This window comes from Micromonospora sp. NPDC049107 (genome assembly GCF_040648595.1).
GTDB lineage: Bacteria > Actinomycetota > Actinomycetes > Mycobacteriales > Micromonosporaceae > Micromonospora.
This window is the reverse complement of sequence record NZ_JBEZEC010000002.1, coordinates 431,509-452,561: the sequence shown is the minus strand read 5'-3', so window position 1 is coordinate 452,561 and position 21,053 is coordinate 431,509. Positions and strand designations below refer to the sequence as shown.

19 protein-coding genes are annotated in these 21,053 nt (G+C 73.1%); 8 read left to right on the top strand and 11 right to left on the bottom strand.

Annotation, left to right across the window (positions count from 1 at the left end):
• Positions 1-11: 11 nt before the first annotated feature.
• Positions 12-824 carry an RNA methyltransferase gene (locus AB0B55_RS07220; protein ID WP_357128144.1) on the bottom strand — a complete coding sequence of 271 codons (813 nt, stop codon included), beginning with the start codon at positions 822-824 and terminating at the stop codon, positions 12-14.
• 119 nt (positions 825-943) lie between these two features.
• Between AB0B55_RS07220 and AB0B55_RS07215 the strand changes: the two genes are divergently transcribed.
• Entirely contained in the window at positions 944-2,791 is a 1,848-nt protein-coding gene (locus AB0B55_RS07215) for a thiamine pyrophosphate-requiring protein (RefSeq protein ID WP_357170917.1), read from the top strand.
• A gap of 151 nt (positions 2,792-2,942) precedes the next feature.
• On the opposite strand, the gene AB0B55_RS07210 is transcribed toward AB0B55_RS07215, so the two are convergent.
• Positions 2,943-3,563, bottom strand: a complete 621-nt coding sequence (locus AB0B55_RS07210) for a TetR/AcrR family transcriptional regulator (RefSeq protein ID WP_357170915.1) — start codon at positions 3,561-3,563, stop codon at positions 2,943-2,945.
• A 125-nt stretch (positions 3,564-3,688) separates the two neighbouring features.
• Here AB0B55_RS07210 and AB0B55_RS07205 point away from each other — a divergent pair, with 125 nt between their 5' ends.
• Positions 3,689-4,051: a DUF1330 domain-containing protein gene (locus AB0B55_RS07205; protein ID WP_357170913.1), complete on the top strand. Its 363-nt coding sequence runs from the start codon at positions 3,689-3,691 to the stop codon at positions 4,049-4,051.
• Positions 4,052-4,192: 141 nt separating this feature from the next.
• Here the strand turns inward: AB0B55_RS07205 and AB0B55_RS07200 are convergent, their stop codons facing one another.
• From AB0B55_RS07200 to AB0B55_RS07185, 4 genes are all read right to left on the bottom strand, one after another.
• Positions 4,193-6,394, bottom strand: a complete 2,202-nt coding sequence (locus tag AB0B55_RS07200) for a transglycosylase domain-containing protein (RefSeq protein WP_357170911.1) — start codon at positions 6,392-6,394, stop codon at positions 4,193-4,195.
• A 244-nt stretch (positions 6,395-6,638) separates the two neighbouring features.
• Positions 6,639-7,409, bottom strand: coding sequence for a hypothetical protein (locus AB0B55_RS07195; RefSeq protein ID WP_357128129.1), 771 nt, complete (start codon positions 7,407-7,409; stop codon positions 6,639-6,641).
• A gap of 327 nt (positions 7,410-7,736) precedes the next feature.
• Entirely contained in the window at positions 7,737-8,843 is a 1,107-nt protein-coding gene (locus AB0B55_RS07190; RefSeq protein ID WP_357128126.1) for an SPFH domain-containing protein, read from the bottom strand.
• Between the two features lie 5 nt (positions 8,844-8,848).
• Complete coding sequence (locus AB0B55_RS07185; RefSeq protein ID WP_357128123.1) at positions 8,849-9,322, bottom strand: NfeD family protein; 474 nt, start codon at positions 9,320-9,322, stop codon at positions 8,849-8,851.
• Between the two features lie 98 nt (positions 9,323-9,420).
• Between AB0B55_RS07185 and AB0B55_RS07180 the strand changes: the two genes are divergently transcribed.
• Positions 9,421-10,722: a serine hydrolase domain-containing protein gene (locus tag AB0B55_RS07180; protein ID WP_357170909.1), complete on the top strand. Its 1,302-nt coding sequence runs from the start codon at positions 9,421-9,423 to the stop codon at positions 10,720-10,722.
• Positions 10,723-10,843: 121 nt separating this feature from the next.
• On the opposite strand, the gene AB0B55_RS07175 is transcribed toward AB0B55_RS07180, so the two are convergent.
• Positions 10,844-11,656, bottom strand: coding sequence for a DUF3097 domain-containing protein (locus AB0B55_RS07175; protein ID WP_357170907.1), 813 nt, complete (start codon positions 11,654-11,656; stop codon positions 10,844-10,846).
• 365 nt (positions 11,657-12,021) lie between these two features.
• Here AB0B55_RS07175 and AB0B55_RS07170 point away from each other — a divergent pair, with 365 nt between their 5' ends.
• Positions 12,022-12,816, top strand: a complete 795-nt coding sequence (locus AB0B55_RS07170) for a hypothetical protein (protein ID WP_355052729.1) — start codon at positions 12,022-12,024, stop codon at positions 12,814-12,816.
• Between the two features lie 149 nt (positions 12,817-12,965).
• On the opposite strand, the gene AB0B55_RS07165 is transcribed toward AB0B55_RS07170, so the two are convergent.
• The 4 genes from AB0B55_RS07165 to fabG all read right to left on the bottom strand — a co-directional run bounded on the left by AB0B55_RS07165 (position 12,966) and on the right by fabG (position 16,417).
• Positions 12,966-13,745: an HAD-IIA family hydrolase gene (locus tag AB0B55_RS07165; RefSeq protein ID WP_355052728.1), complete on the bottom strand. Its 780-nt coding sequence runs from the start codon at positions 13,743-13,745 to the stop codon at positions 12,966-12,968.
• Positions 13,738-14,790 carry a ferrochelatase gene (locus tag AB0B55_RS07160; protein WP_357170904.1) on the bottom strand — a complete coding sequence of 351 codons (1,053 nt, stop codon included), beginning with the start codon at positions 14,788-14,790 and terminating at the stop codon, positions 13,738-13,740. Before AB0B55_RS07160 ends, AB0B55_RS07165 begins: the two co-directional genes overlap by 8 nt.
• A gap of 126 nt (positions 14,791-14,916) precedes the next feature.
• Positions 14,917-15,684, bottom strand: a complete 768-nt coding sequence (gene fabI, locus AB0B55_RS07155) for an enoyl-ACP reductase FabI (RefSeq protein ID WP_357170902.1) — start codon at positions 15,682-15,684, stop codon at positions 14,917-14,919.
• Positions 15,685-15,712: 28 nt separating this feature from the next.
• On the bottom strand, positions 15,713-16,417 hold the full coding sequence (gene fabG, locus AB0B55_RS07150) for a 3-oxoacyl-ACP reductase FabG (protein ID WP_355052725.1): 705 nt from the start codon (positions 16,415-16,417) through the stop codon (positions 15,713-15,715).
• 155 nt (positions 16,418-16,572) lie between these two features.
• Between fabG and AB0B55_RS07145 the strand changes: the two genes are divergently transcribed.
• From AB0B55_RS07145 to AB0B55_RS07130, 4 genes are all read left to right on the top strand, one after another.
• Entirely contained in the window at positions 16,573-17,823 is a 1,251-nt protein-coding gene (locus tag AB0B55_RS07145) for a histidine kinase (RefSeq protein ID WP_357170900.1), read from the top strand.
• Positions 17,820-18,482: a response regulator transcription factor gene (locus AB0B55_RS07140; protein WP_357128104.1), complete on the top strand. Its 663-nt coding sequence runs from the start codon at positions 17,820-17,822 to the stop codon at positions 18,480-18,482. The genes AB0B55_RS07145 and AB0B55_RS07140 overlap by 4 nt, the downstream gene beginning before the upstream one ends.
• A gap of 101 nt (positions 18,483-18,583) precedes the next feature.
• Complete coding sequence (locus AB0B55_RS07135) at positions 18,584-19,480, top strand: alpha/beta fold hydrolase (protein ID WP_357170898.1); 897 nt, start codon at positions 18,584-18,586, stop codon at positions 19,478-19,480.
• Positions 19,477-20,730 carry an acyltransferase family protein gene (locus tag AB0B55_RS07130; protein ID WP_357170896.1) on the top strand — a complete coding sequence of 418 codons (1,254 nt, stop codon included), beginning with the start codon at positions 19,477-19,479 and terminating at the stop codon, positions 20,728-20,730. The genes AB0B55_RS07135 and AB0B55_RS07130 overlap by 4 nt, the downstream gene beginning before the upstream one ends.
• Positions 20,731-21,053 lie beyond the last annotated feature (323 nt).

Sequence of the window (21,053 nt, the reverse complement as noted above, 5' to 3'; positions counted from 1 at the left end):
AAGACGCATGATCATGCAAGCGGATCGTCGCGTCCCAGTTCCCAGAACGCCACGGCCGCCGCCGCGGCGACGTTCAACGAGTCCACTCCACGCCGCATCGGCAGGACCACCCGCACGTCGCTGGCCGCCTGCGCCGCCGCCGTCAGGCCGGGCCCCTCGGCGCCCAGCAGCAGCGCCGCCCGCTCGCGCTGCGCCGGGGTCAACCGCTGCATGGGTACGGCGTCCGGCGCGGGCGTCATGGCGAGAACGGTGAACCCCGCCTCCCGTACCTCGTCGAGACCGGCCGGCCAGCGGTCGAGCTTGGCGTACGGCAGCGCGAAGACCTCCCCCATGCTCACCCGCACGCTGCGCCGGTAGAGCGGGTCGGCGCAGGACGGCGACAGCAGCACCGCGTCGATACCCAACGCGGCGGCCCCCCGGAAGATCGCGCCCAGGTTCGTGTGGTTGTTGACGTCCTCGAGGATCACCACCCGGCGCGCGCCGGCGAGCACCTCGGCCGCCGTCGGCAGCGAGCGGCGGTGGAACGACGCCAGCACCCCCCGGTGTACGTGGAAGCCGGTGGCCCGTTGCAGCACGTCCTGGGTGGCGGCGTAGACGGGCGCGTCGCCGGTGTCCAGGTCGGCGAGCTGGTCGACGCGCTTGGCGTCGACCAGGTACGACCGGGCCGGATAGCCGGCCCGCAGCGCCCGGCGCAGCACCAGCTCGCCTTCGGCGATGAACAGGCCGTGCGGAGGCTCCCAGCGGGTGCGCAGCTCGACGTCGGTGAGCGCGCGGTAGTCGGCGATCCGGTCGTCGTCAGGGTCGGTGATCTGGTGGACGGGCACCCGACGATTCTGCCGGACGGCCGGCGGCCGTCCCGACGTCCGCCCGGCGGGGGTGTTTTGTCCGGTCGAGAAGGGGAACGACCGGTGGGGTACCGGACGCCACGGGAAGGACCAGCCAGGTGAGCGCAGAGCACACGGCAGCGGCCGAAGGGGGCACCCTGCCCCGCCGTCCGACCGTCGCGGACCACATCGTCTCCCGCCTGTTCAGCTGGGGCGTACGCCGGTACTTCGGCTATCCGGGAGACGGCATCAACGGCATCACCTCCGCCCTGCAACGCACCAACGAACGCGCCCAGTTCGTCCAGGTGCGGCACGAGGAGACCGCCGGGTTCGCCGCGTCCGCGCACGTCAAGTACGGCGGCGGCCCACTCGGCTGCGCGCTGGTGACCAGCGGCCCCGGCGCCATCCACCTGCTCAACGGCCTGTACGACGCCAAGCTCGACCACCAACCCGTGGTCGCCCTGCTCGGGCACACGGCGGTCACCGCCGAGGGCGGCGGCTACTACCAGGAGGTCGACCTGCTGGCCCTCTACAAGGACGTGGCGGCGGCCTTCCTGGCCCAGCTCGACCACCCCGCGCAGGTCCGCCACCTCGTCGACCGGGCGTGCCGCACGGCGCTGTCCCGTCGGACGGTGACCGCGCTGGTGCTCCCCTCCGACATCCAGGACGAGCCGGCCGTCGTGGATCCCCCGCACGCGCACGGTTACTACCACACCAGCAACGTGCCGAGCAGTACGCCGACCGTCCCGCCGACGGCCGACCTGCGCCGCGCCGCCGAGGTGCTGCGCGGCGGCGAACGGGTGGCCATGCTGGTCGGTCAGGGCGCGCTCGGGGCCGAGGCCGAGGTACGCGAGATCGCCCACCGGCTCGGCGCCGGGGTCGCCACCGCGCTGCTCGGCTTCACCGTCGTCGACCATCGCGAGCCGTGGGTGACCGGCGCGATCGGGCTGCTCGGGACCCGGCCGAGTTGGCAGCTCATGACCGGCTGCGACCGGCTGCTGATCGTGGGCAGCAACATGCCGTACTCGGAGTTCTACCCGCCGCCCGGCCAGGCCCGCGCGGTGCAGATCGACCTGGACGGCACGCAGCTCGGCCTGCGGTACCCGACCGAGGTGAACCTGACCGGCGACGCCCGCCCCACCCTGCGGGCGCTGCTGGACGAGCTGGGCCCCGGCCCCGGACCGACCGCCTGGCGGGCGGAGATCGCCGAGGCCACCTCGGCGTGGCGACGCGCCCAGCGCGACCTGGCCGGGCAGCGCGCCGACCCGGTCAACCCGCAACTGCTGTTCAGCACCCTCAGCGATCGGCTCCCCGACGACGCGATGCTCGCCGTGGACTGCGGCACGGCGACCGCCTGGTATGCCCGGCACGTGCAGGTCCGGCCCGGGATGCTGGCCAGTCTCTCCGGCACGCTGCTGTCCATGGGCGGCGCGATGCCGTACGCGCTGAGCGCGAAGTTCGCCCACCCGGACCGGCCGCTGATCGCGATGATCGGCGACGGGGCCATGCAGATGAACGGCGTCAACGAGCTGATCACGGTGGCGAAGTACTGGCGCGGCTGGGCCGACCCACGGTTCGTGGTGCTGGTGCTCAACAACCGGGACCTGGCGTTCGTCAGCTGGGAGCAGCGCTCCTCGGAGGGGACGCCGATGTTCCCGGACAGCCAACAGCTCCCGGACATCGGCTACCACCAGTGGGCCGAGGTGCTCGGGTTGCGTGGTGAGCTGGTCGACTCGCCGGATCAGATCCCGGGCGTCTGGGACCGGGCGCTCGCCGCCGACCGTCCGGTGGTCATCAACGCGCTGGTCGACCCGGCCGAGCTGATGCTGCCGCCACACTTCACCGCCGAGCAGGCCCGCAAGACCGCCGCGGCGGTGCTACGCGGCGACACCGACTGGGCCGGCATCATCCGCCGCGGCCTGCCCGCGACGATCGCCAGCTACCGCCCCCGCCGCCGCGAACGCTGACCCACCCCCTCCCCCTCCCCCTCCCCCTAGCCCTCCCCCCGCGATCTTGCACTTTCGGTGGGGACAAAGCGCCATAGGGGCGGCGAATCGGCAACCGAAAGTGCAAGATCGCCGGGGATGGTGGGTGGGACGGGGTGCGGGCGAGGCGTCGCTAGTCGCCGTCCCCGTCGCGGCTAGCGCTGACCGGGCCGGACAGGGCTTCCCGCGCGGCTTGGAGGATCTCCGCCGACAGGGGCGTCTGGCCCGTCGCACGGGCCAGCGTGAGCGCACCGACCATCGTCGCGAGATCGACAAGCGCCACCCGACGGGCGTCGGGCCCGTCTCGGCCGGGCGCATCCTCGATGTCAGTCAATCGCCTGATGGTCTCCTGGACACCCTCCGCGTACGACATGCGGAGCGGGCTGTCGGCGGGCGACCGGGCGGCGTCGGCGGCCAGCGCGGTATTGGCACATCCCGTGCCGGGTGTGTCGCGATGCTCGGGTGACAGGTAGTGCCGCAGCAGCGCGTTCCGCGCTTCCGAGCGGTCGGGGAAATCGTCGGAGAGTTGGTCCAGCAGGGCCAGGAGTTCGCCGAAGGCCGTCGCGGCGGCGATGCCCAACAACTCGTCCTTCGAGCTGAAGTGCTTGTAGAACCCGCCGTGGGTCAGCCCGGCGGCACCCATGAGGTCCTGCACGCTCATGCCCGCCGCGCCGCGTTCACGGAGCAGCCTCGACGTGGCGGCCACCACTTCCTCGCGGTGCCTCGCCGCTTCCGCACGGGACGTCCTGCCCATCGCGCTCCCCCTCTCACCAGTCGACCCCCCAACTATAGAGGACGACCCTAATCCAAAACTTGCCGCAGCTGCGCGCCTCGGTTAGATTATGGGCGTCATCCAAAATTCGAGGACTGGAGGTCCCCATGAGCACCTACCTGATCAACCACCTGCGCATCCCTGGCGGCATCCCGAACGAGGCGGGGCTGTCGTACCTGGAGCAGGTCGAGGCCACCGTGCACCCGTACGGCGGCAAGTGGCTCGCCCAGGGCGACGTGGACGTGGTCGAGGGAGCCTGGCCCGGCTCCGTCGTCCTGATGGAGTTCCCCAGCCGCGCCGACGCCGAGAAGTGGTACAACTCGCCCGAGTACCAGGCGATCCTGCCGCTTCGGATGAACAACGCGATCTCGGACATCATCCTGGTCGACAGCCTGGCCTCGGACTTCACCGTCGCCGGTTTCGCCCAGCAGGTGCGCGCAGCGATCTCGGCAGCCTCGACCAACAACTGAGGCTGCGTCCGGTCACGTCGCCTCCGAGGTCACCGCCAAGCTCGGCAGTGACCTCTCAAGTGACCGACGCCAGCCAGCGGACGTGTGGAGAAAGCACGACGGCCCGGCTCGAAGCGAGCCGGGCCGCCGCTGGATCCGGGGTCAGCCCCGACGGTCGAGCCAGCGTTGCAGGGCCGAGAGCGGGTCCTGGTCCGGGGTGGGCTGCTGGCGTTCGGGGACGGCCGGGCGCTCCACCGGGCGGCGGGGCTCGCCGGCCAACTCCTTGCTGGGGGCGGTGAACGCCTTCTCCGGCTGGCCCTTCACGGCGGTGGCGATGACCCGCGCGACCGCGTCGATCACCTTGCTCTGCACCGCCGAACCCACCGAGTCGGTCGGGTCGTCAGGGTTGGCCGCGATGCCCGCGACGGCCACCTGCGGGGTGAAGCCGACGAACGTCTCGGTGGCGTTCTCCTCCGAGCTGCCCGTCTTACCGGCCACCGGACGGCCGTCGAGAATGTCGTTCACACCGGTGGCGGTGCCGCCGTTGCACTGCCCGTACGGCGACTGCTGGCCCACGGGGCAGCGGGCCGCGTCGGTCGCGGCGCGCGCCACGTCGGCGTCGAGGACCTTCTTGCAGGACGGCTCACCGACCGGCACCTTCGTGCCCTTCGCGTCGGTCACCGAGACCACCGGCACCGGCGTGCAGTAGGTGCCCTCGGCGGCCACCGTGGCGTACGCGTTGGCCAGGTCGAGGGGGGTGGTGGCAGCCACGCCGAGGGTGAACGATCCCCAGTTCGCCGCGTTGTTCTTGGCGAAGGCGGCGTCGGTGTCGGCGCGGAACGTGATGCCGAGCCGCTGCGCCATCTCGACCACCTTGTCCTGGCCCACCTGCTCGGCCAGCCACACGAAGTACGTGTTCACCGAACGGCCGAAGCCGTCCCACATCATCCGGTACCCGTCCATCCACGCCGGGTTGGCGTTCGCCGGGCACCACTTGCCGTCACAACTGCCCGGCCCCTCGGCCGGGTACCGGGTGGGCAGCTTGGCGGGGGCGTCGAACCCGGTGGAGAGGGTACGGCCCGACTCCAGCGCCGCGAGCATGGTGAACAGCTTGAACGTCGAGCCCGCCTGGTACCCGTCCACGCTGGCCCCACCGGAGATCAGCGGGTTGACGGTGTTGGGGTAGTTGCCCTGCCCGGCCGGGTTGTCGGCGAGGCTGTAGTGCCGGTTGACCGCCATGGCGAGCACCCGCCCCGTGCCCGGCTGGACGGCCGCGATCGGCAGGGCGCGCTTGTTGTCGTACCCGTAGACCTTGGTGGCCTGCTGCTGCGCGGTGGCCTGGATCTTCGGGTCGAGCGACGTGACGACGGTGTAGCCGCCCGCGCGCAGGGCCTGCTCGCGCTCGGCGGGGGTGGCGCCGAACGCCGGCTGGGTCAGCCACCACTGGCGCAGGTAGTCGCAGAAGTAGCCCCAGTCGTCGTGGCCCTGGGCGACGGCGGTGCAGCCGTTGGGCTGGGCGGTGGGGTGCAGAGCCAGCGGCTCGACCTTGGCCTGGGCGGCCTGCGCGGCGGTGATCGCCCCGGTGGCGACCATCGAGTCCAGCACGTACGACCGGCGGGCGAGGGCCTGGTCCTTGTCGCCGCTGATCGGGCTGTACGCGTCCGGGGACTGCACCAGACCGGCGAGCAGGGCCGACTCGGCGAGGGTCAACTGCGCCGGGGGCTTGCCGAAGTAGCGCTGGCTGGCCGCCGCGATCCCGTACGCGCCGGAGCCGAAGTAGGCGATGTTCAGGTACCGGCCGAGGATCTCGTCCTTGCCGAGGCTCTTGTCCAGCGCGCCCGCGTACCGAATCTCCTGGATCTTCCGACCGACGGTGGGGTCGGTCGCGGCGGCCCGCTCCTCGGCGGTGCGGGTGGGGTCGGTCTTGAGGACGTTACGGACGTACTGCATGGTCAGCGTCGAGCCGCCCTGCTCGGTGCCACCGCCCTTGACGTTTGCGACCAGCGCCCGGGCCAGGCCGCGCAGGTCCGCGCCACCGTGGTCGTAGAACCGCCGGTCCTCGGCCGCCACGATCGCCTGCCGCATCACCGGGGCGACGTCCGCCAACGCGACGTCCGTCCGGTTCACGTCGTAGAACGTGGTGAGCAGCGTCTTGCCGTCGTTGGCGTAGAGGTAGGAGCGCTGCGGCGTCGCCGGGGTGCGCAGCGCGTCGGGCAGCGCGGCGTACGAACTGAGCGCGGCGCGCGCGGTGAACCCGACCAGCAAGTTGCCCGGCAGCGCCGCGGCGGCCAGGACCAACCCGGCCAGCAGGCCGGTGAGCAGCACGGTGAACAGCCGCGACAGCGGCGAGCGGGGGGCGGCCATGCAACCCAGGATTGCCACAAATAACGCCAACCGACCACCCCCTGTAGCCAACCTCACCCCAACTCCCCCACCCCACCCCACCCCACCCCCGCCCACCCCCACTGCCACCCGGTGATCAAGAGGTTTGCGTCAGGTAAGGGCCGATTCTTGACGCGAACCTCTTGATCACCGAGGCGAGGCGAGGTGGGGTGGGGTGGGGTGAGGCGGGGCCGGCGCGGGTTCGGGGGGTTGGGGGTTGGGGGGGTTAGGGGGTTGGGGGGGTGGAGAGGCTGGCGTTGGCGGCGTCGTCGGCGGTTTGGCGGGGCATCAGGCGGCCGCTGCGGTAGCCGATGCCGATGCCGGCGATCAGCACGAAGATCGCGCCGAACGTCTGGAGCGACCCGATCAGGGCGCCGCCGAGGCCGAGCAGCGGCGCGGCGATGATCAGCATGACCCCGTCGCCGAGGCTGAAGGTGCCCGAGCGGGCCACCGCCCACCCGGTGAGGAACCACCCCGCGCTGTAGAAGGTCGCGCCGAGCAGCACCAGCGACCGCGCGGTGGTGCCGAAGACCGGCGTCTGCTCCTCGAACCCGGCGAACGGCAGCATCAGCACCGTGCCGGCGATGCTGACCAGCAGCCCGGCGGCGGCCACCCGCCGGCTGCGGGTCGCGGCCAGCAGGCCGGTGAGGGCCAGCAGCGCGAGCAGGCCGAGCCAGACCGCCGCCACCCAGCCGATCAGGTACACCGCCTGGCCGTCCGCCGGATACGGGTCGTTGCCCACCCCGCCGTCGCTGGCCATCGCCACCGCGCCGTAGAGGATGGCGTACGCGGGCAGCAGCCACACCGCGGCCCGCGCGAACCGGCGTACCGACCAGGCCCAACTGGCGTTCGTGGCGGGCGCGAGCGGGCTGGGCTCGCCGACGAATGGCAGTACGCCGAAGCCGCCGCCGCTGCGCCGGGAGCCCAGTGGCGCGACCGGATCGTGCGCGCCGGGTACGGGGGCCGAGGACCACATCCGATTCGCCGGATCCTTCATGCGTCACCTCGCTCGTCCACGAGCGGTGCGGGACGCGCCGGGGCGCCCCGATTGCCTGGTCACCACCCGTCCTAGGACCGATCGTGGCAGGCGTCGGAGCGCCCCATGAGCCTTTCTCGCATTTACCTCCGGCGTCCGGACCCCGGCCCGGCACCGCCCGGCCAGCCGCACCCACTCGACGCCGCCGGACGCGCTTTACCCGGCGCTCGACGCCGCCGGACGCGCTTACCCGGCACTCGACGCCGCCGGACGCGCTTTACCCGGCGCTCATTGCCGCCGGACGCGCTTACCCGGCGCTCGGTGCCGCGCGGCGGCCCGGGTGCCGGGTCAGCCGCGCTCGCGCTGGTCCGTCGGGTCGTTGACCAGACTGTCCGGGGTGACCGGCTCCGGCGCGGGCAGGCCCTGCGGCTTGTTGCCGCCGGTGGCCTGCGCCTCGGCGACGCGTACCTCGTCGTGGATCTGCTGGGCGGCGGCGGCAGCAGCCTGCGCCGCCGCCGCGGCCTCGCGCTCGACCTGGCTCGCGTGGTCGGCGGCCTCCGGCGCGGGCACGTCACCCACCATCTGGCTCAGCCCACCGAGCGCGCCACCCATGCCCTCCAGCGCCTTGGTCAGCTCGGCCGGCACGATCCAGACCTTGTTGGCGCTGCCCTGTGCGATCTGCGGCAGCGCCTGCAGGTACTGGTAGGCGAGGACCTTCTGGCTCGGGTTCGCCTGGTGGATCGCGTCGAACACCGTCCGGATCGCCTTCGCCTGGCCCTCGGCCTGCAGGATCCGGGCCTGCCGGTCACCGTCAGCCCGCAGCACCGCGGACTGCTTCTCGCCCTCGGCGGTGAGGATCTGCGACTGCTTGTGCCCCTCGGCCGTGAGGATCGCGGCGCGGCGGTCCCGCTCGGCGCGCATCTGCTTCTCCATCGAGTCGCGGATGCTGGCCGGCGGCTCGATCGCCTTGATCTCGACCCGGGTCACCTTGATGCCCCAGCGGCCGGTCGTCTCGTCCAGCACCCCGGAGAGGTGCCGGTTGATCTCGTCGCGGCTGGTCAGCGCCCGCTCCAGATCGAGCGAGCCGATCACGTTGCGCAGCGTGGTCACCGTCAACTGCTCGATCGCCTGGAGGAAGCTGGAGATCTCGTACGTCGCCCGGACCGGGTCGACCACCTTGAAGTAGAGGACCGTGTCGATCGAGACCACCAGGTTGTCCGAGGTGATCACCGGCTGCGGCGGGAAGCTGACCACCTGCTCGCGCATGTCGACCTTGGTACGGACCGCGTCGATGAACGGCACCAGCAGGTTGAGACCGGGGCTGAGGGTGCGCTTGTACTTGCCGAGCCGTTCCACCACGTCATGGCGCTGCTGCGGCACGATCCGCACCGCCTTGGCCAGCGTTATCACGGCGATCAGCGCCACCGCGATCACCAGCACCCCGAATATCGTCATCCCGTTCACCCTCTCGCTTCCGGCAGCTCGCCGGCGGAAGAAACGTCGTCCTGCCACACCAGGGCGGTCGCGCCCCGGACCTTTATCACCCGAACCCGTTGACCGGGCTCGAAAGTCTGCGTCGTGTCGTACGCCCGGGCCGTCCACAACTCACCGTCGATCTTGACGAGCCCGTGGTCGGCGTCCACCCGCTCCAGCACCAGCGCCGTGGAGCCCTCGATGGCCTCCACGCCGAACGGCTGTTCGCCGCTCTCCAGCGCCGACCGGCCGTGCCGCTTGATCACCGGTCGGACCACGACCAGGCTCAGCGCGGACACCACCGCGAAGACCAGCGCCTGCACGGCGACCGGCGCGCCCAGGGCCGCAGCGCCCGCGGCGGCGAACGCCCCGGCCCCGAACATGATCAGAAACAGGGTCGTCGTGAAGATCTCGGCGACCGCCAGCACCACACCCAGAACGATCCACACCACCGCGTCCACACCACGATCGTGACACGCAAATGCTCGCGCGGCTCCCCCGCGAAGATCAGTAGGCTCGGCGAGGCCCATCCAGCGGCGGCCCGACCCGAGGAGATGCGTTGACCCTGCTACCCGAGACCGCCCGACAGATCGACGCGCGGGTCGCCCAGGCGCAGGCCGACGGCCACGTCCCGTCGCTGGTGCTGGGCGTGGTCCGCGACGGCGCGCTGGCGCACCTGGCCGTCGCCGGCGAGCACCCCCGCCCGGACGTCGACCTGCAGTACCGGGTGGGCTCGATCAGCAAGACGATGACCGCCACCCTGATCATGCAGTTGCGCGACGCCGGCCGACTGGCTCTCGACGACCGGCTGGAGCAGCACCTGCCGGGCACCGGCCTCGGCGCGCTCACCCTGCGCCAACTCCTCGGGCACGCCAGCGGGATCCAGCGCGAACCCGAGGGCGACTGGTGGGAGCGCAACGAAGGCGTCGACCTACCGACCCTGCTCGCCGGGGTCACCGCCGACAAGATCGCTTACTCCCCGCACAGCACGTACCACTACTCCAACCTGGCGTACGGGCTGCTCGGCGGGGTGCTCGAACGACTCACCGGGACGCCCTGGGCAGACCTGCTCGACCAGCGGATCCTCACCCCGCTGGGCCTGCGCCGCACCACCTACGCGGCCACCGAGCCGTACGCCCGCGGTTACGTCGTCCACCCCTGGCACCACACGTTGCGCGAGGAGCCGCGCACCGACACCGGCGCGATGGCCCCGGCCGGGCAGCTCTGGTCGACGATCGAGGACCTGGGCCGCTGGGCCGCGTTCCTGGCCGACCCCGACCCGTCGGTGCTGGCCGCCGAGACGCTGACCGAGATGTGCGCCCCCGTGGTGATCAGCGACCTCGACTCCTGGACCGGCGGGCACGGCCTGGGGCTGGAGCTCTACCGCGACGGCGAGCGCGTGTACGTCGGGCACGGCGGCTCGATGCCCGGGTACGTGGCCGCCCTCGTGGTGCACCGGCCCAGCCGTACCGCCGTGATCGGCTTCGCCAACTCGTACGGCTTCCCGATCACCACACTCGGCCGTCGGCTGTTGACCACCGTGCTGGATGCCGAACCGGCGCTCAGCCAGCCATGGCGGCCCGCCACCACCGCGCCCGCTGCCGACGTGGCCGAGCTGACCGGTCGCTGGTGGTGGATGGGCACCTCGCTGGACCTGAGCTGGGATGCGGGTGAGCTGGTGGCTCACGTACGCGGCGAGCGGGTGAGCCGGTTCACCGCCGAGGGGACGGACCGCTGGCGGGGACGCTCCGGTCCGGAGAACGGCGAGATCCTGTCGGTGCTGCGCGACGACGACGGACGGGCGACGGCGATCGACATCGCCACATTCGTCTTCACGCGCAGCCCGGACGAGGCCCCCTGACCCGCCGTCCGACCTTGAGCGCCCGGCCTCGAGCGCCCGGCCTCGAGCGCCCGGCCTCGAGCGCCCGGCCTCGAGCGCCCGGCCTCGAGCGCCCGGTCGGCGGTCACGGCGGAGCAGGCGGTCAGGCCGGCTCGGTGACGAAGTCGATCAGGCGCTCCATGGCGTTGATCAACGGAGTCTCGACGTCGGCGAAGCTGTTCACCCGGGACAGGATGTGCCGCCACATGTCGGCCGGCTCCGCCACCCCGAGAGCCGCGCAGACGCCCTCCTTCCACGGCCGCCCCGGGGGCACCACCGGCCAGGCCGCGATGCCCAGCGCCGCCGGCTTCACCGCCTGCCACACGTCAACGTACGGATGCCCGGTCACCAGCACGTACGGCGAGGTCACCCGGGCCACGATGCGGCTCTCCTTGCTGCCCGGCACCAGGTGGTCGACGAGCACGCCCAGTCGTCGGGTCGGACCGGGGGCGAAGTCCCGCACCGCCGCGTCCAGGTCGTCGATACCGTCCAGCGGCTCCACGACCACACCCTCGACGCGCAGGTCGTCGCCCCAGATGCGCTCGACCAGCGCGGCGTCGTGGATGCCCTCGACCCAGATCCGGCTGGCCTTGGCGACCTGGGCGCGGACGTTGTCCACCGCCACCGAACCGGACGCGGTCCGCCGGCGGGCCGCCGGCACCACAGCGCGGGTCGGGCGGCGCAGCGTCACCGGGCGGCCGTCGAGCAGGAACGCCGCCGGCAGCAGCGGGAAGTTGCGCCGTTTACCGTGCCGGTCCTCCAACACCACCGCGCCGGCCTCGAAACCCACCACCGCGCCGCAGAAGCCGGAGTCGGCGTCCTCCACCACGAGATCCACTTCGGCGTCCACCTCGGGGGTGACCTTCCGTCGCCGCCAGTCCCCCGCCAGCACGTCCTCGCCGTATCGCCCCGCCATGGAGATCACGCTAACCCGCCCTCCCCCAACCACCTCCCCCCGACACACCGCCACGCCCCGTTCCCACCCCGCCCCGCCCCAACCCGCCCCGCCCCACCCGCCGCGCCCCCGCCGCGCCGCGCCCCGCCCCGCCCCGCCCCGCCCCGCCGATCATGGAGTTGTGGTGGCGCACGAAGCCCTATCAACCGTCAGCAATCAGGCACCGCAACTCCATGATCGACGGGATCGGGGGTGGGTTGGGGGCGGGGTGGGGGTGGGTTGGGGCAGGGCGGTAGTGGACGGGGCGAAGGGGGCAGTTCGGGGCAGGCAGGGCGGCCGGAGCGGCAGCCGAGACAGGGCCACCGATCACCACGTACCCTTTCGGCATGTCCACCCCCGCAACGGGCGCGGCCACGCTTGCGCCGCGCCGGTCGAGCCGGTTCGTTGCCTGGGTGCGCGCGTGGCGCGCCGGGTTGGTGCCGTACGACGAGGTCGCCGACGCGATCGCCGGTGACGAGGAGCATCTCGTCGCGGACGCCCCGGGCACCTGGACCGACGTGCCGCTGGGTGCCGCGCTGCCCACCCTGGCCAAGCTGTCGCCCGACGAGATCCGGCTGGTGCTGCCCGCGCCGGGCGACCCGAGGGGTCTGCCCGGCCCCGGCGACTTCGCCGGAGCGGCGCTGGTGGCGGGCGAGGCGGTGGTGGCCGGTGGGCTGGGCCTGATCCCGCAGGTACGCAGCCACACCTCCGGCTCCGGGGACTGTTTCGAGACGGTGTTGTGGCGGGTCTACCCGCTGCCGGCCGACGCGCCGGCCGCCTCGCTGTCGCTGCCCGGGGCCGCCGAGGCCGAGGCCGAGTTGGCCGCCGCGCTGGCCGAGACGACCGCCGTGCTGACCCGGCTCGACGTGGCCCAGTGGCGGCCCGAGCTGGCCGGCGCGCTGGCCGCGCTGCGCCGCCCCGACGGCACCACCGACCTGCCACCGGGATTCGACCCGCGGGCCCGTCGGCTGTTCGCCCGGGCTGCGGTGCTCGACCGGGTGCTGGCGTTGGCCGGGCACGCCGCCCCGGGCGGCGCGATCAACAACTACGAGGCCCAGCAGCGCGACGCCGCGCTCCGCCCGCTCACCGCAGCCTGCCGCCAAGCCCTGGTGGCCGCCTGCAACGCCCCCCTACGCCCGTAACGCCCCCGCGCGCCACGCCCCCGCGCCGCGCCGCGCCGCGCCGACTCACCACGTCGATCTTGCACTTTCTGCTGCGACCTAAAGGGCGTCACGCCCCATATCGGCGACAGTAAGTGCAAGATCGACGAGAGCGGGGCGCGCGGGCGGGGTCACACCTCGTCGATCAGGTCCGCGACCGAGTTGACGATGCGGGACGGGCGGTACGGGTAGCGCTCGGCCTCGGTACGGCTGCTGATGCCGGTGAGCACCAGGATGGTCTCCAGCCCGGCCTCCAGGCCGCAGAGGACGTCGGTGTCCATCCGGTCGCCGATCATCGCGGTGGTCTCCGAGTGCGCGTTGATCGTGTTCAGCGCCGATCGCATCATCATCGGGTTGGGCTTGCCGACGAAGTACGGCTCCACCCCCGTCGCCTTGGAGATCATGGCGGCGACCGAGCCGGCGGCCGGCAACGCCCCCTCGACGGACGGGCCGGTCACGTCCGGGTTGGTGCAGATGAACCGGGCCCCGTCGTTGATCAGCCGGATCGCCTTGGTGATCGCCTCGAAGCTGTAGGTGCGGGTCTCACCGAGCACCACGTAGTCCGGGGCGAAGTCGGTGAGCACGTACCCGACGGCGTGCAGCGCGGTGGTCAACCCGGCCTCGCCGATGACGTACGCGGTGCCGCCCGGCCGCTGGTCGGCGAGGAACTGGCCGGTGGCCAGCGCTGAGGACCAGATCGACTCCTCCGGCACGTCCAGCCCCATCCGGCTCAACCGGGCCGTCAGGTCCCGCGGCGTGTAGATCGAGTTGTTGGTCAGCACCAGGAACGGCTTGCCGGAGGCGCGCAGCCGGTTGACGAACTCCGGCGCTCCGGGCACCGGCTGGCCCTCGTGCACCAGCACGCCGTCCATGTCGGTGAGCCAGCTCTGCACGGGCTTGCGGTCATGCATCGGTGCCCCCAGCAGGCGTCGGTCGGCGGGTCGGTACACAGCAGACGGTGGGACAGGTGTCCCACCTGGGCAGGTCCCCGAGGTGGCGGCGCAGCTGCGCGCCGTCCGGATCGGTGCGCTCGGTGACCAACTCCCGGACCATGGTCGCGAAGCGCGGGTCGGTGCCCGGGGTGCCGGCCCGGACGAAGTCGAGGCCGAGCTGCTTGGCGGTCTCCAGGGCCTCGGTGTCCAGGTCCCACACGACTTCCAGATGGTCCGAGACGAACCCGATCGGGCTGACCACCACGCCGGTGACACCGCCCTCGGCAAGCGCGTTGAGGTGGTCGTTGATGTCGGGTTCCAGCCACGGCACGTGCGGTGGGCCGGACCGGCTCTGCCACACCAGGTCGTACGCCAGGTCGGGGGCGGCGGCCGCGGCCACCAGGCGGGCGGTCTCGCGTAGCTGCGCCTCGTAGCGGCCGCCGTGCGGGCCGGCGTTGGCCGCCATCGAGGTGGGGATGGAGTGGGCGGTGAACACCAGTCGGGTGGTGACCCGCTTCGCGGGGTCGAGCTGGGCGAGGGCGGCCCGGACCGCGTCGACGTGGGGCTCGACGAACCCGGGGTGGTCCCAGAACTGCCGCAGCTTCTCGATCACCGGTGCGTCGGGCCCGACGGCGGCGCGGGCGGCGGCGATGTCCTCCTGGTACTGCCGGCAGGACGAGTAGCCGCCGTACGCGCTGGTGACGAAGGCCAGCGCGCGGGTCACGCCGTCGTCGCGCATCTGGCTGACGGTGTCGGCGAGCATCGGGTCCCAGTTGCGGTTGCCCCAGTAGACGGGCAGGTCGACACCGTGCGCGGCGAAGTCGGCGCGGACGGCGGCGAGCAGGTCACGGCACTGCTGGTTGATCGGGGACACCCCGCCGAAGTGCTGGTAGTGCTCAGCGACCTCGGCCAGCCGCTCGGGTGGCACCCCCCGGCCACGGGTCACGTTCTGCAGGAACGGCATCACGTCCTCGGGCCGTTCGGGCCCGCCGAAGGACACCAGCACCACCGCGTCGTACGCCATGGGGGTCATTCTTGTCCCTCGCTCAGGACGGCCCGGCGACGCCCCCTGCCGGCGGGTGCGGGCGCCGTGTTAGGAAGGGCCCCCTGCTCTACGGCAAGCGTTAACAGGGTGCCCTTCCTTACAACGTCAGGAACCCATGGCGTGGTAGCCGCCGTCGACGTGCACGATCTCGCCCGTGGTGGCCGGGAACCAGTCGGAGAGCAGCGCCAGGCAGGCCCGCGCGGCGGGCTCCTGGTCGTTGAGGTCCCAGCCGAGCGGGGCGCGGTCGACCCAGGCGTCCTCGAACTGGTCGAAGCCGGGGATCGACTTGGCGGCGATGGTACGCAGCGGCCCGGCGGCGACCAGGTTGCTGCGGATGCCCTGCTTGCCCAGGTGCAGGGCCAGGTAGCGGGAGGCGGACTCCAGGCCGGCCTTGGCGACGCCCATCCAGTCGTAGACCGGCCACGCCTTGGTGGCGTCGAAGGTCAGACCGACCACCGCGCCGCCGGCCGACATCAGCGGCAGCGCCGCCATCGCGAGGGACTTGTACGAGTAGGTCGACACGTGCAGGGCGGTCGCCACGTCCTCCCACGGCGCGTCGAGGAAGCCACCGCCGAGGCAGCTCTGCGGGGCGAAGCCGATCGAGTGCACCACACCGTCGAGCCCGTCGACGTGCTCGCGGACCCGGTCGGCGAGGCTGGCCAGGTGCTCGGCGTTGGTCACGTCGACCTCGATCACCGGCGCGGGCTCGGGCAGCCGCTTGGCGATCCGCTCGACCAGGGAGAGCCGGCCGAAGCCGGTGAGCACGACTTGAGCGCCGTTCTCCTGGGCGAGTTTCGCCACCGAGAAGGCGATCGAGGCGTCGGTGATGACACCGGTGACGAGCAGCCGCTTACCGGCGAGCAGTCCGGACATGCAGGGTTTCCTCCGTAGTCAGAGAAGGTCAGTGGCCCATGCCGAGGCCGCCGTCGACCGGGATCACGGCCCCGGAGACGTACCCGGCGCCGTCCGATGCCAGCCAGGTGACCACGGCGGCCACCTCGTCCGGGCTGGCCATCCGGCCGGCCGGGATGGACTTGCGGATCTCCGCCTTGCGGTCGTCGGACAGGCCGGCGGTCATGTCGGTGTCGATGAAGCCGGGCGCCACCACGTTCGCGGTGATGTTGCGGCTACCCAGCTCGCGGGTGACCGAGCGGGCGACGCCGACCAGGCCGGCCTTGCTGGCGGCGTAGTTGACCTGTCCGGCGCCGCCGGAGAGGCCCACCACCGAGGAGATGAAGATCATGCGGCCCCACTTGGCCCGCAGCATCTTGCCCGAGGCGCGCTTGGCGACCCGGAACGCGCCGGTGAGGTTGGTGTCCACCACGTTGGTGAACTGCTCCTCGGACATCCGCAGCAGCAGCGTGTCGTCGGTCATGCCGGCGTTGGCGACCACCACCTCGACCGGGCCCAGCTCGGCCTCGACAGCGGTGAACGCGGCATCGATCGAGGCCGCGTCGGTGACGTCGGCGCGTACGCCGAACAGCCCCTCGGGGGCCTCGCCACTGCGGTGGGTGACCGCCACCCGGTCGCCCTGCTTGGCGAAGGCCTGCGCGATGGCCAGGCCGATTCCCCGGTTGCCGCCGGTCACCAGCACGGTACGGGCCACGGTTCCTCCTTGCGACTGCTCAGCATGGACGCGTCGGAGCCTAGGCGTTACCCGCAAGTAAGCGCTAACGGGTGTGGTGTCCCACCCAGGTACGACCTGGGGATCAACCTGCGGGGGCACGCCCGGTGGCACCCTCGGCCCGTAGCCTCCGGGTGGTGAACCGGCAACCTCTCGTCGTGGCTCTGGGAGCGCTGGGGCAGACCCTGTGGGGCCCGGACGCCCCGCCCGAACGGTCGTTGCTGGCCCGTTGGCCCCGGCTCGCCCGCTACGCCACTCCGGTGGGGCTGCTCGCCGCGCTCGGCCTCTTCCTGATCACGCTGACCGTGGAGAGCGAGTGGGGCCTGCCGCTGCCGGTCGCGCTGCTGTTCGCGGCGATGACCGTGGCGCCGCTGCTGGCGCTGCCCCGGCGTCCGCTGCTGGCGTGGCGGCTGACGGTGTTGGCCCTGCTGATCTGCACGTTCAACGCGCCGGCCGACCGGTCCTGGCCGTGGACCCCGCCGCTGGCGCTCGGGTCGGTCGCGGTGCTGGCGGTGGTCGTCGCGCGGGTCGACCGGCCGGTGCTGGCCTGGGTGGTGACGATCAGCACGGTGCCGGTGTTCACTCTGGTCCACCCCGACAACCGGGTGCCTGTCCTGCTGCTGCTCGGTGCGCTGGCGATCGTCGGCGACCTGTTCCGTCACAACCGGCTGTCGCGGCGCGCCCTGGCCGCGCAGACCGAACTGAGCGAGCGCGAGCAGGAGCGCCGCGCGGTGCTGGAGGAGCGCACCCGGATCGCCCGTGAGCTGCACGACGTGGTCGCACACCACATGTCGCTGATCGCCGTGCAGGCCGAGACCGCGCCGTACCGCCTCGACGACGTGCCCGCCCCGGCCGCCGCCGAGTTCGTCGCCATCGCCGGCTCGGCCCGCGACGCGCTGACCGACATGCGGCGGCTGTTGGGGGTGCTGCGCAGCGAGGCCAGCGGGCCGCAGACCACTCCGCAGCCCGACCTGGCCGACCTGGGCGCGATGGTGGACGCGGCCCGTCGCGCCGGGCTGGCCGTGACCCTGGACGCCGAGCCGCCGGGTCCGGTGCCCGCGCCGGTCGGGCTGGCCGCGTACCGCATCGTCCAGGAGGGCCTGGCGAACGCGGCCCGGCACGCGCCCGGCGCCGCGGTGCGCGTCACCGTCCGCTCCGGTCCGTCCGCTCTGGGAGTACGCGTCGACAACTCCCCGCCCGACGCCCCGCCGACCGCCTTTCCGCGCGGTGCCCCACCGACCGCCGACGGCGGGGCGGGGCACGGGTTGACCGGCATGCGGGAGCGCGCCACCTCGCTCGGCGGTACGTTCACCGCCGGGCCGCTACCCGACGGCGGGTACGCGGTGGCGGCCGAACTGCCGTACGAGGTGGGGAGCCTGGACACATGATCAAGGTGCTGATCGTCGACGACCAGGCGATGGTCCGGCAGGGCTTCGGCGCGCTGCTCGCCGCCCAGCCCGACCTGCTGGTGGTGGGCGACGCCGCCGACGGCGCGCAGGGGGTGGCCGCCGCGCGTCGGCTCGACCCGGACGTGGTGCTGATGGACGTGCGGATGCCGGTCCTGGACGGGCTGGCCGCCACCCGTCAACTGTTGGGCGACCGCTCGGCGCAGCGCCCCCGGGTGCTCATCCTCACGACGTTCGACCTGGACGACTACGTGTACGAGGCGCTGCGGGCCGGCGCGAGCGGCTTCCTGCTCAAGGACGCGCCCGCGGCCGACCTGGTGCAGGCGGTGCGGGTGGTGGCCGCCGGGGACGCGCTGCTCGCCCCGGCGGTGACCCGTCGACTGATCGCCGAGTTCGCGGCCCGCCCGGACCGTCGCCGGCCCCGCCCCACCGACCTGGCCGGGCTGACTCCGCGCGAGACCGAGGTGCTGCGGTTGATCGCCCGGGGCCGCAACAACGCGGAGATCGCCGCTGACCTGGTGGTGGCGGAGCAGACCGTGAAGACCCACGTCGGGCGCATCCTGGCCAAACTCGGCCTGCGCGACCGCGCCCAGGCCGTGGTGCTGGCGTACGAGACGGGTCTGGTCGCCGCCGGCGAGTAGCGCCTCGGGGCCACCCGGGAGACAGCTCCCCGGTACGACGACCGCGACCCGTTCGCCCCCGCACTCTCCCCTTCCGGACGTCATTCGGGAGGGAGAACGTGATGCGACGACGAGGTGTCACACGTGTCGCTCTGAGCGCGTTGCTCGGGGGGAGCCTGGTCCTGCCCGGCCCACCGGAGCCGGTCATGGAGGTGGGGTTCGTCGAGGCGTACCCCGGCACGGCGGCGGCGATGCGCGCGGCCGGCCCCCCGTACGCGGACTGGGCGGCGCACGGACGCCGTTTCCTGGCCTTCGACCCGCGCGGCGACGGGCGGGCGGTGGAGGTCCTCGGCGACCTGGCGGGCGCGGACCGGATCGCGGTGCTCGTGCCGGGCGTGGGCAGCACACTCGCCGACTTCGACCGTGGACTGGGCGGGGTGCCGCGGCGGGCGCCGTCGGTGCAGGCGGCGCAGCTCTACCGGCAGATCCGGTCGAGCGACCCCACGGCGCGGGTGGCCGTGCTGGCCTGGCTCGGCTACGACCCGCCGGACGGGTTGGTGGGCGCCGCCAGCGACGCCGACGCGCGGCGTGGGGCGACCGGACTGGCCCGGCTGCTGCGGGAGCTGGTCGCGCGCCGTCCGGCCGCGACGATCACGCTGATCGGGCACAGCTACGGGGCCCTGGTGGCGGCGCTGGCGGCGGCGCACGCCCCGGCGCAGGTCACCGACGTGGTCAGCCTCGGTGGCGTCGGCGCAGGTGTGCCGCGCGCCGACGATCTGCGCGCCGGACTGCGGTTCTGGGCGGCCGAGGCGCCGTCCGACTGGATTCGCCGGGTGCCGCCCGTGCGGCTCGCCGGCCTCGGGTACGGGCGTCGCCCCGGCGATCCGGCGTTCGGGGCCCGTCCGCTGCCGGTGGACGGGGTGTCCGGGCACGACGACTACCTTGACACGGGCACCGCCACCCTGATCGCGGTCGCGGCGGTCGTGCGGGGCGCCGGTCCGGTCGAGGACGCCCGATGAGCCGCGACCGCACCGTCGACGCGTTGCGGGCGTACGCGATCGGTGGGGTGGTGCTCGGGCACTGGCTGGTCACCGGGCTGGTGCTGACCGGTGACGGCGGGCTGCGTCAGGCCAGTCCGCTGACCGCGCTGCCGGCCCTGGCACCGGTCACCTGGGTGTTGCAGACGCTCGGCCTGTTCTTCTTCGCCGCCGGCTTCGGTTCGGCCCGGTCGTTGGCCCGTCACCGGGGCACCTCGGCCGGCTGGCTGGCCCGCCGTTCACGTCGGTTGCTGCTGCCCACGGTGGCGCTGCTGGGCACCGGGGCCGCCGTGCTGCTGGCCGCCACCGTGGCGGGCGCGTCGGACGACACGCTCGCCGTCGGGCTCCATCTCGCGGCCAGTCCGCTCTGGTTCCTGGCGCCGCTGCTGCTCCTGGTCGCCTTGAGTGGCCCGCTGCGCGCCGCCGTACGCCGATGGGGTTTGACGCGCTGCGCGCTGCCGGCGGTGGCCGTGGTGGCGGCGAGCGACCTCGCGGTCCGCCTGCTGCCCGACGGCGTTGCCGTGCCACCGGTCGGCGTGCTGGCGGCCTGGTCGGTGCCGTACCTGCTCGGCGTCGCGTACGCCGACGGACGGCTGGCCGGCCGGCGGGCGGCGGGACTGCTCGCCGGTGGCGGGGCCGTGGCGCTGGCCGTGCTGGTGGCGGTGGGCTACCCGATCAGCGCGGTCGGCGTGCCCGGGGCCGGCGTGTCCAACCTGAACCCGCCGTCGCTGCTGGCCGTGGCGCTGGCGGTCACCCAGGTCGGGCTGGGTCTGCTGGCCCGGACCGGGTGGGAACGGCTGCTGGACCGGCCGCTCGCGGGCCGGGTGGTGACCGCGGTGAACAGCGACGCCGTGCGGATCTACCTGTGGCACCAGCCGGTGCTGGTCGCGGTGACCGCGCTCACCGCCCGGGGTGGCCTGGCCCTGCCCGGACTGCAAACGACGCCGGACGGCCCGGGCTGGGTGCTGGCCCGGTTCTGCTGGTTGCCGCTGCTCGCCACGGTGCTGGTCACGGTGGTACGCGGCGGACGCGGGAGCGGCTCGACGCCGCGTCCGGCCGGGCCGGGCCGGCCGCGCGGTGGAGCGCTCGCGGACCGGTCGGCCGAGTGCGTGCCGAGGGCGGCTCAGGTGTACGATCATCGACGTTCGGACCGGGCCGACCTGCAGGAGGTGATCGCTGTGCGAGATAGCGATCCTCCTAGTCGTGGCCGGGCCGATGGTCAGCCCCGCTGAGCCACGACTCAGTCTGGCGAGCTGACCCCGCTCCGCTCCCGCACCACCGCGGCCACCGCCGCGGTGCGTGCCGCCCCGTCCGGTCACCGGACGGTCGCCGGGAGCCGCCCGGTCACGACTTCGTGTGCGCGTCCCCACCCCCTGCGGTCCGCCCCCGCTCGCGGACCGTCCAGCCGCCACTCGGAGCCGTCCATGAGCCGCTACGTCGCCCCGCTGGGCTTCACCCTCGCCGCCGTCTGGGTGGCCGTCGTCTTCGTCCTGGCCGGCGGCGGTCACTGACCACCACCGGCCGTTCGTCGGCCGCTCGCCTCGCTGTCCCGACC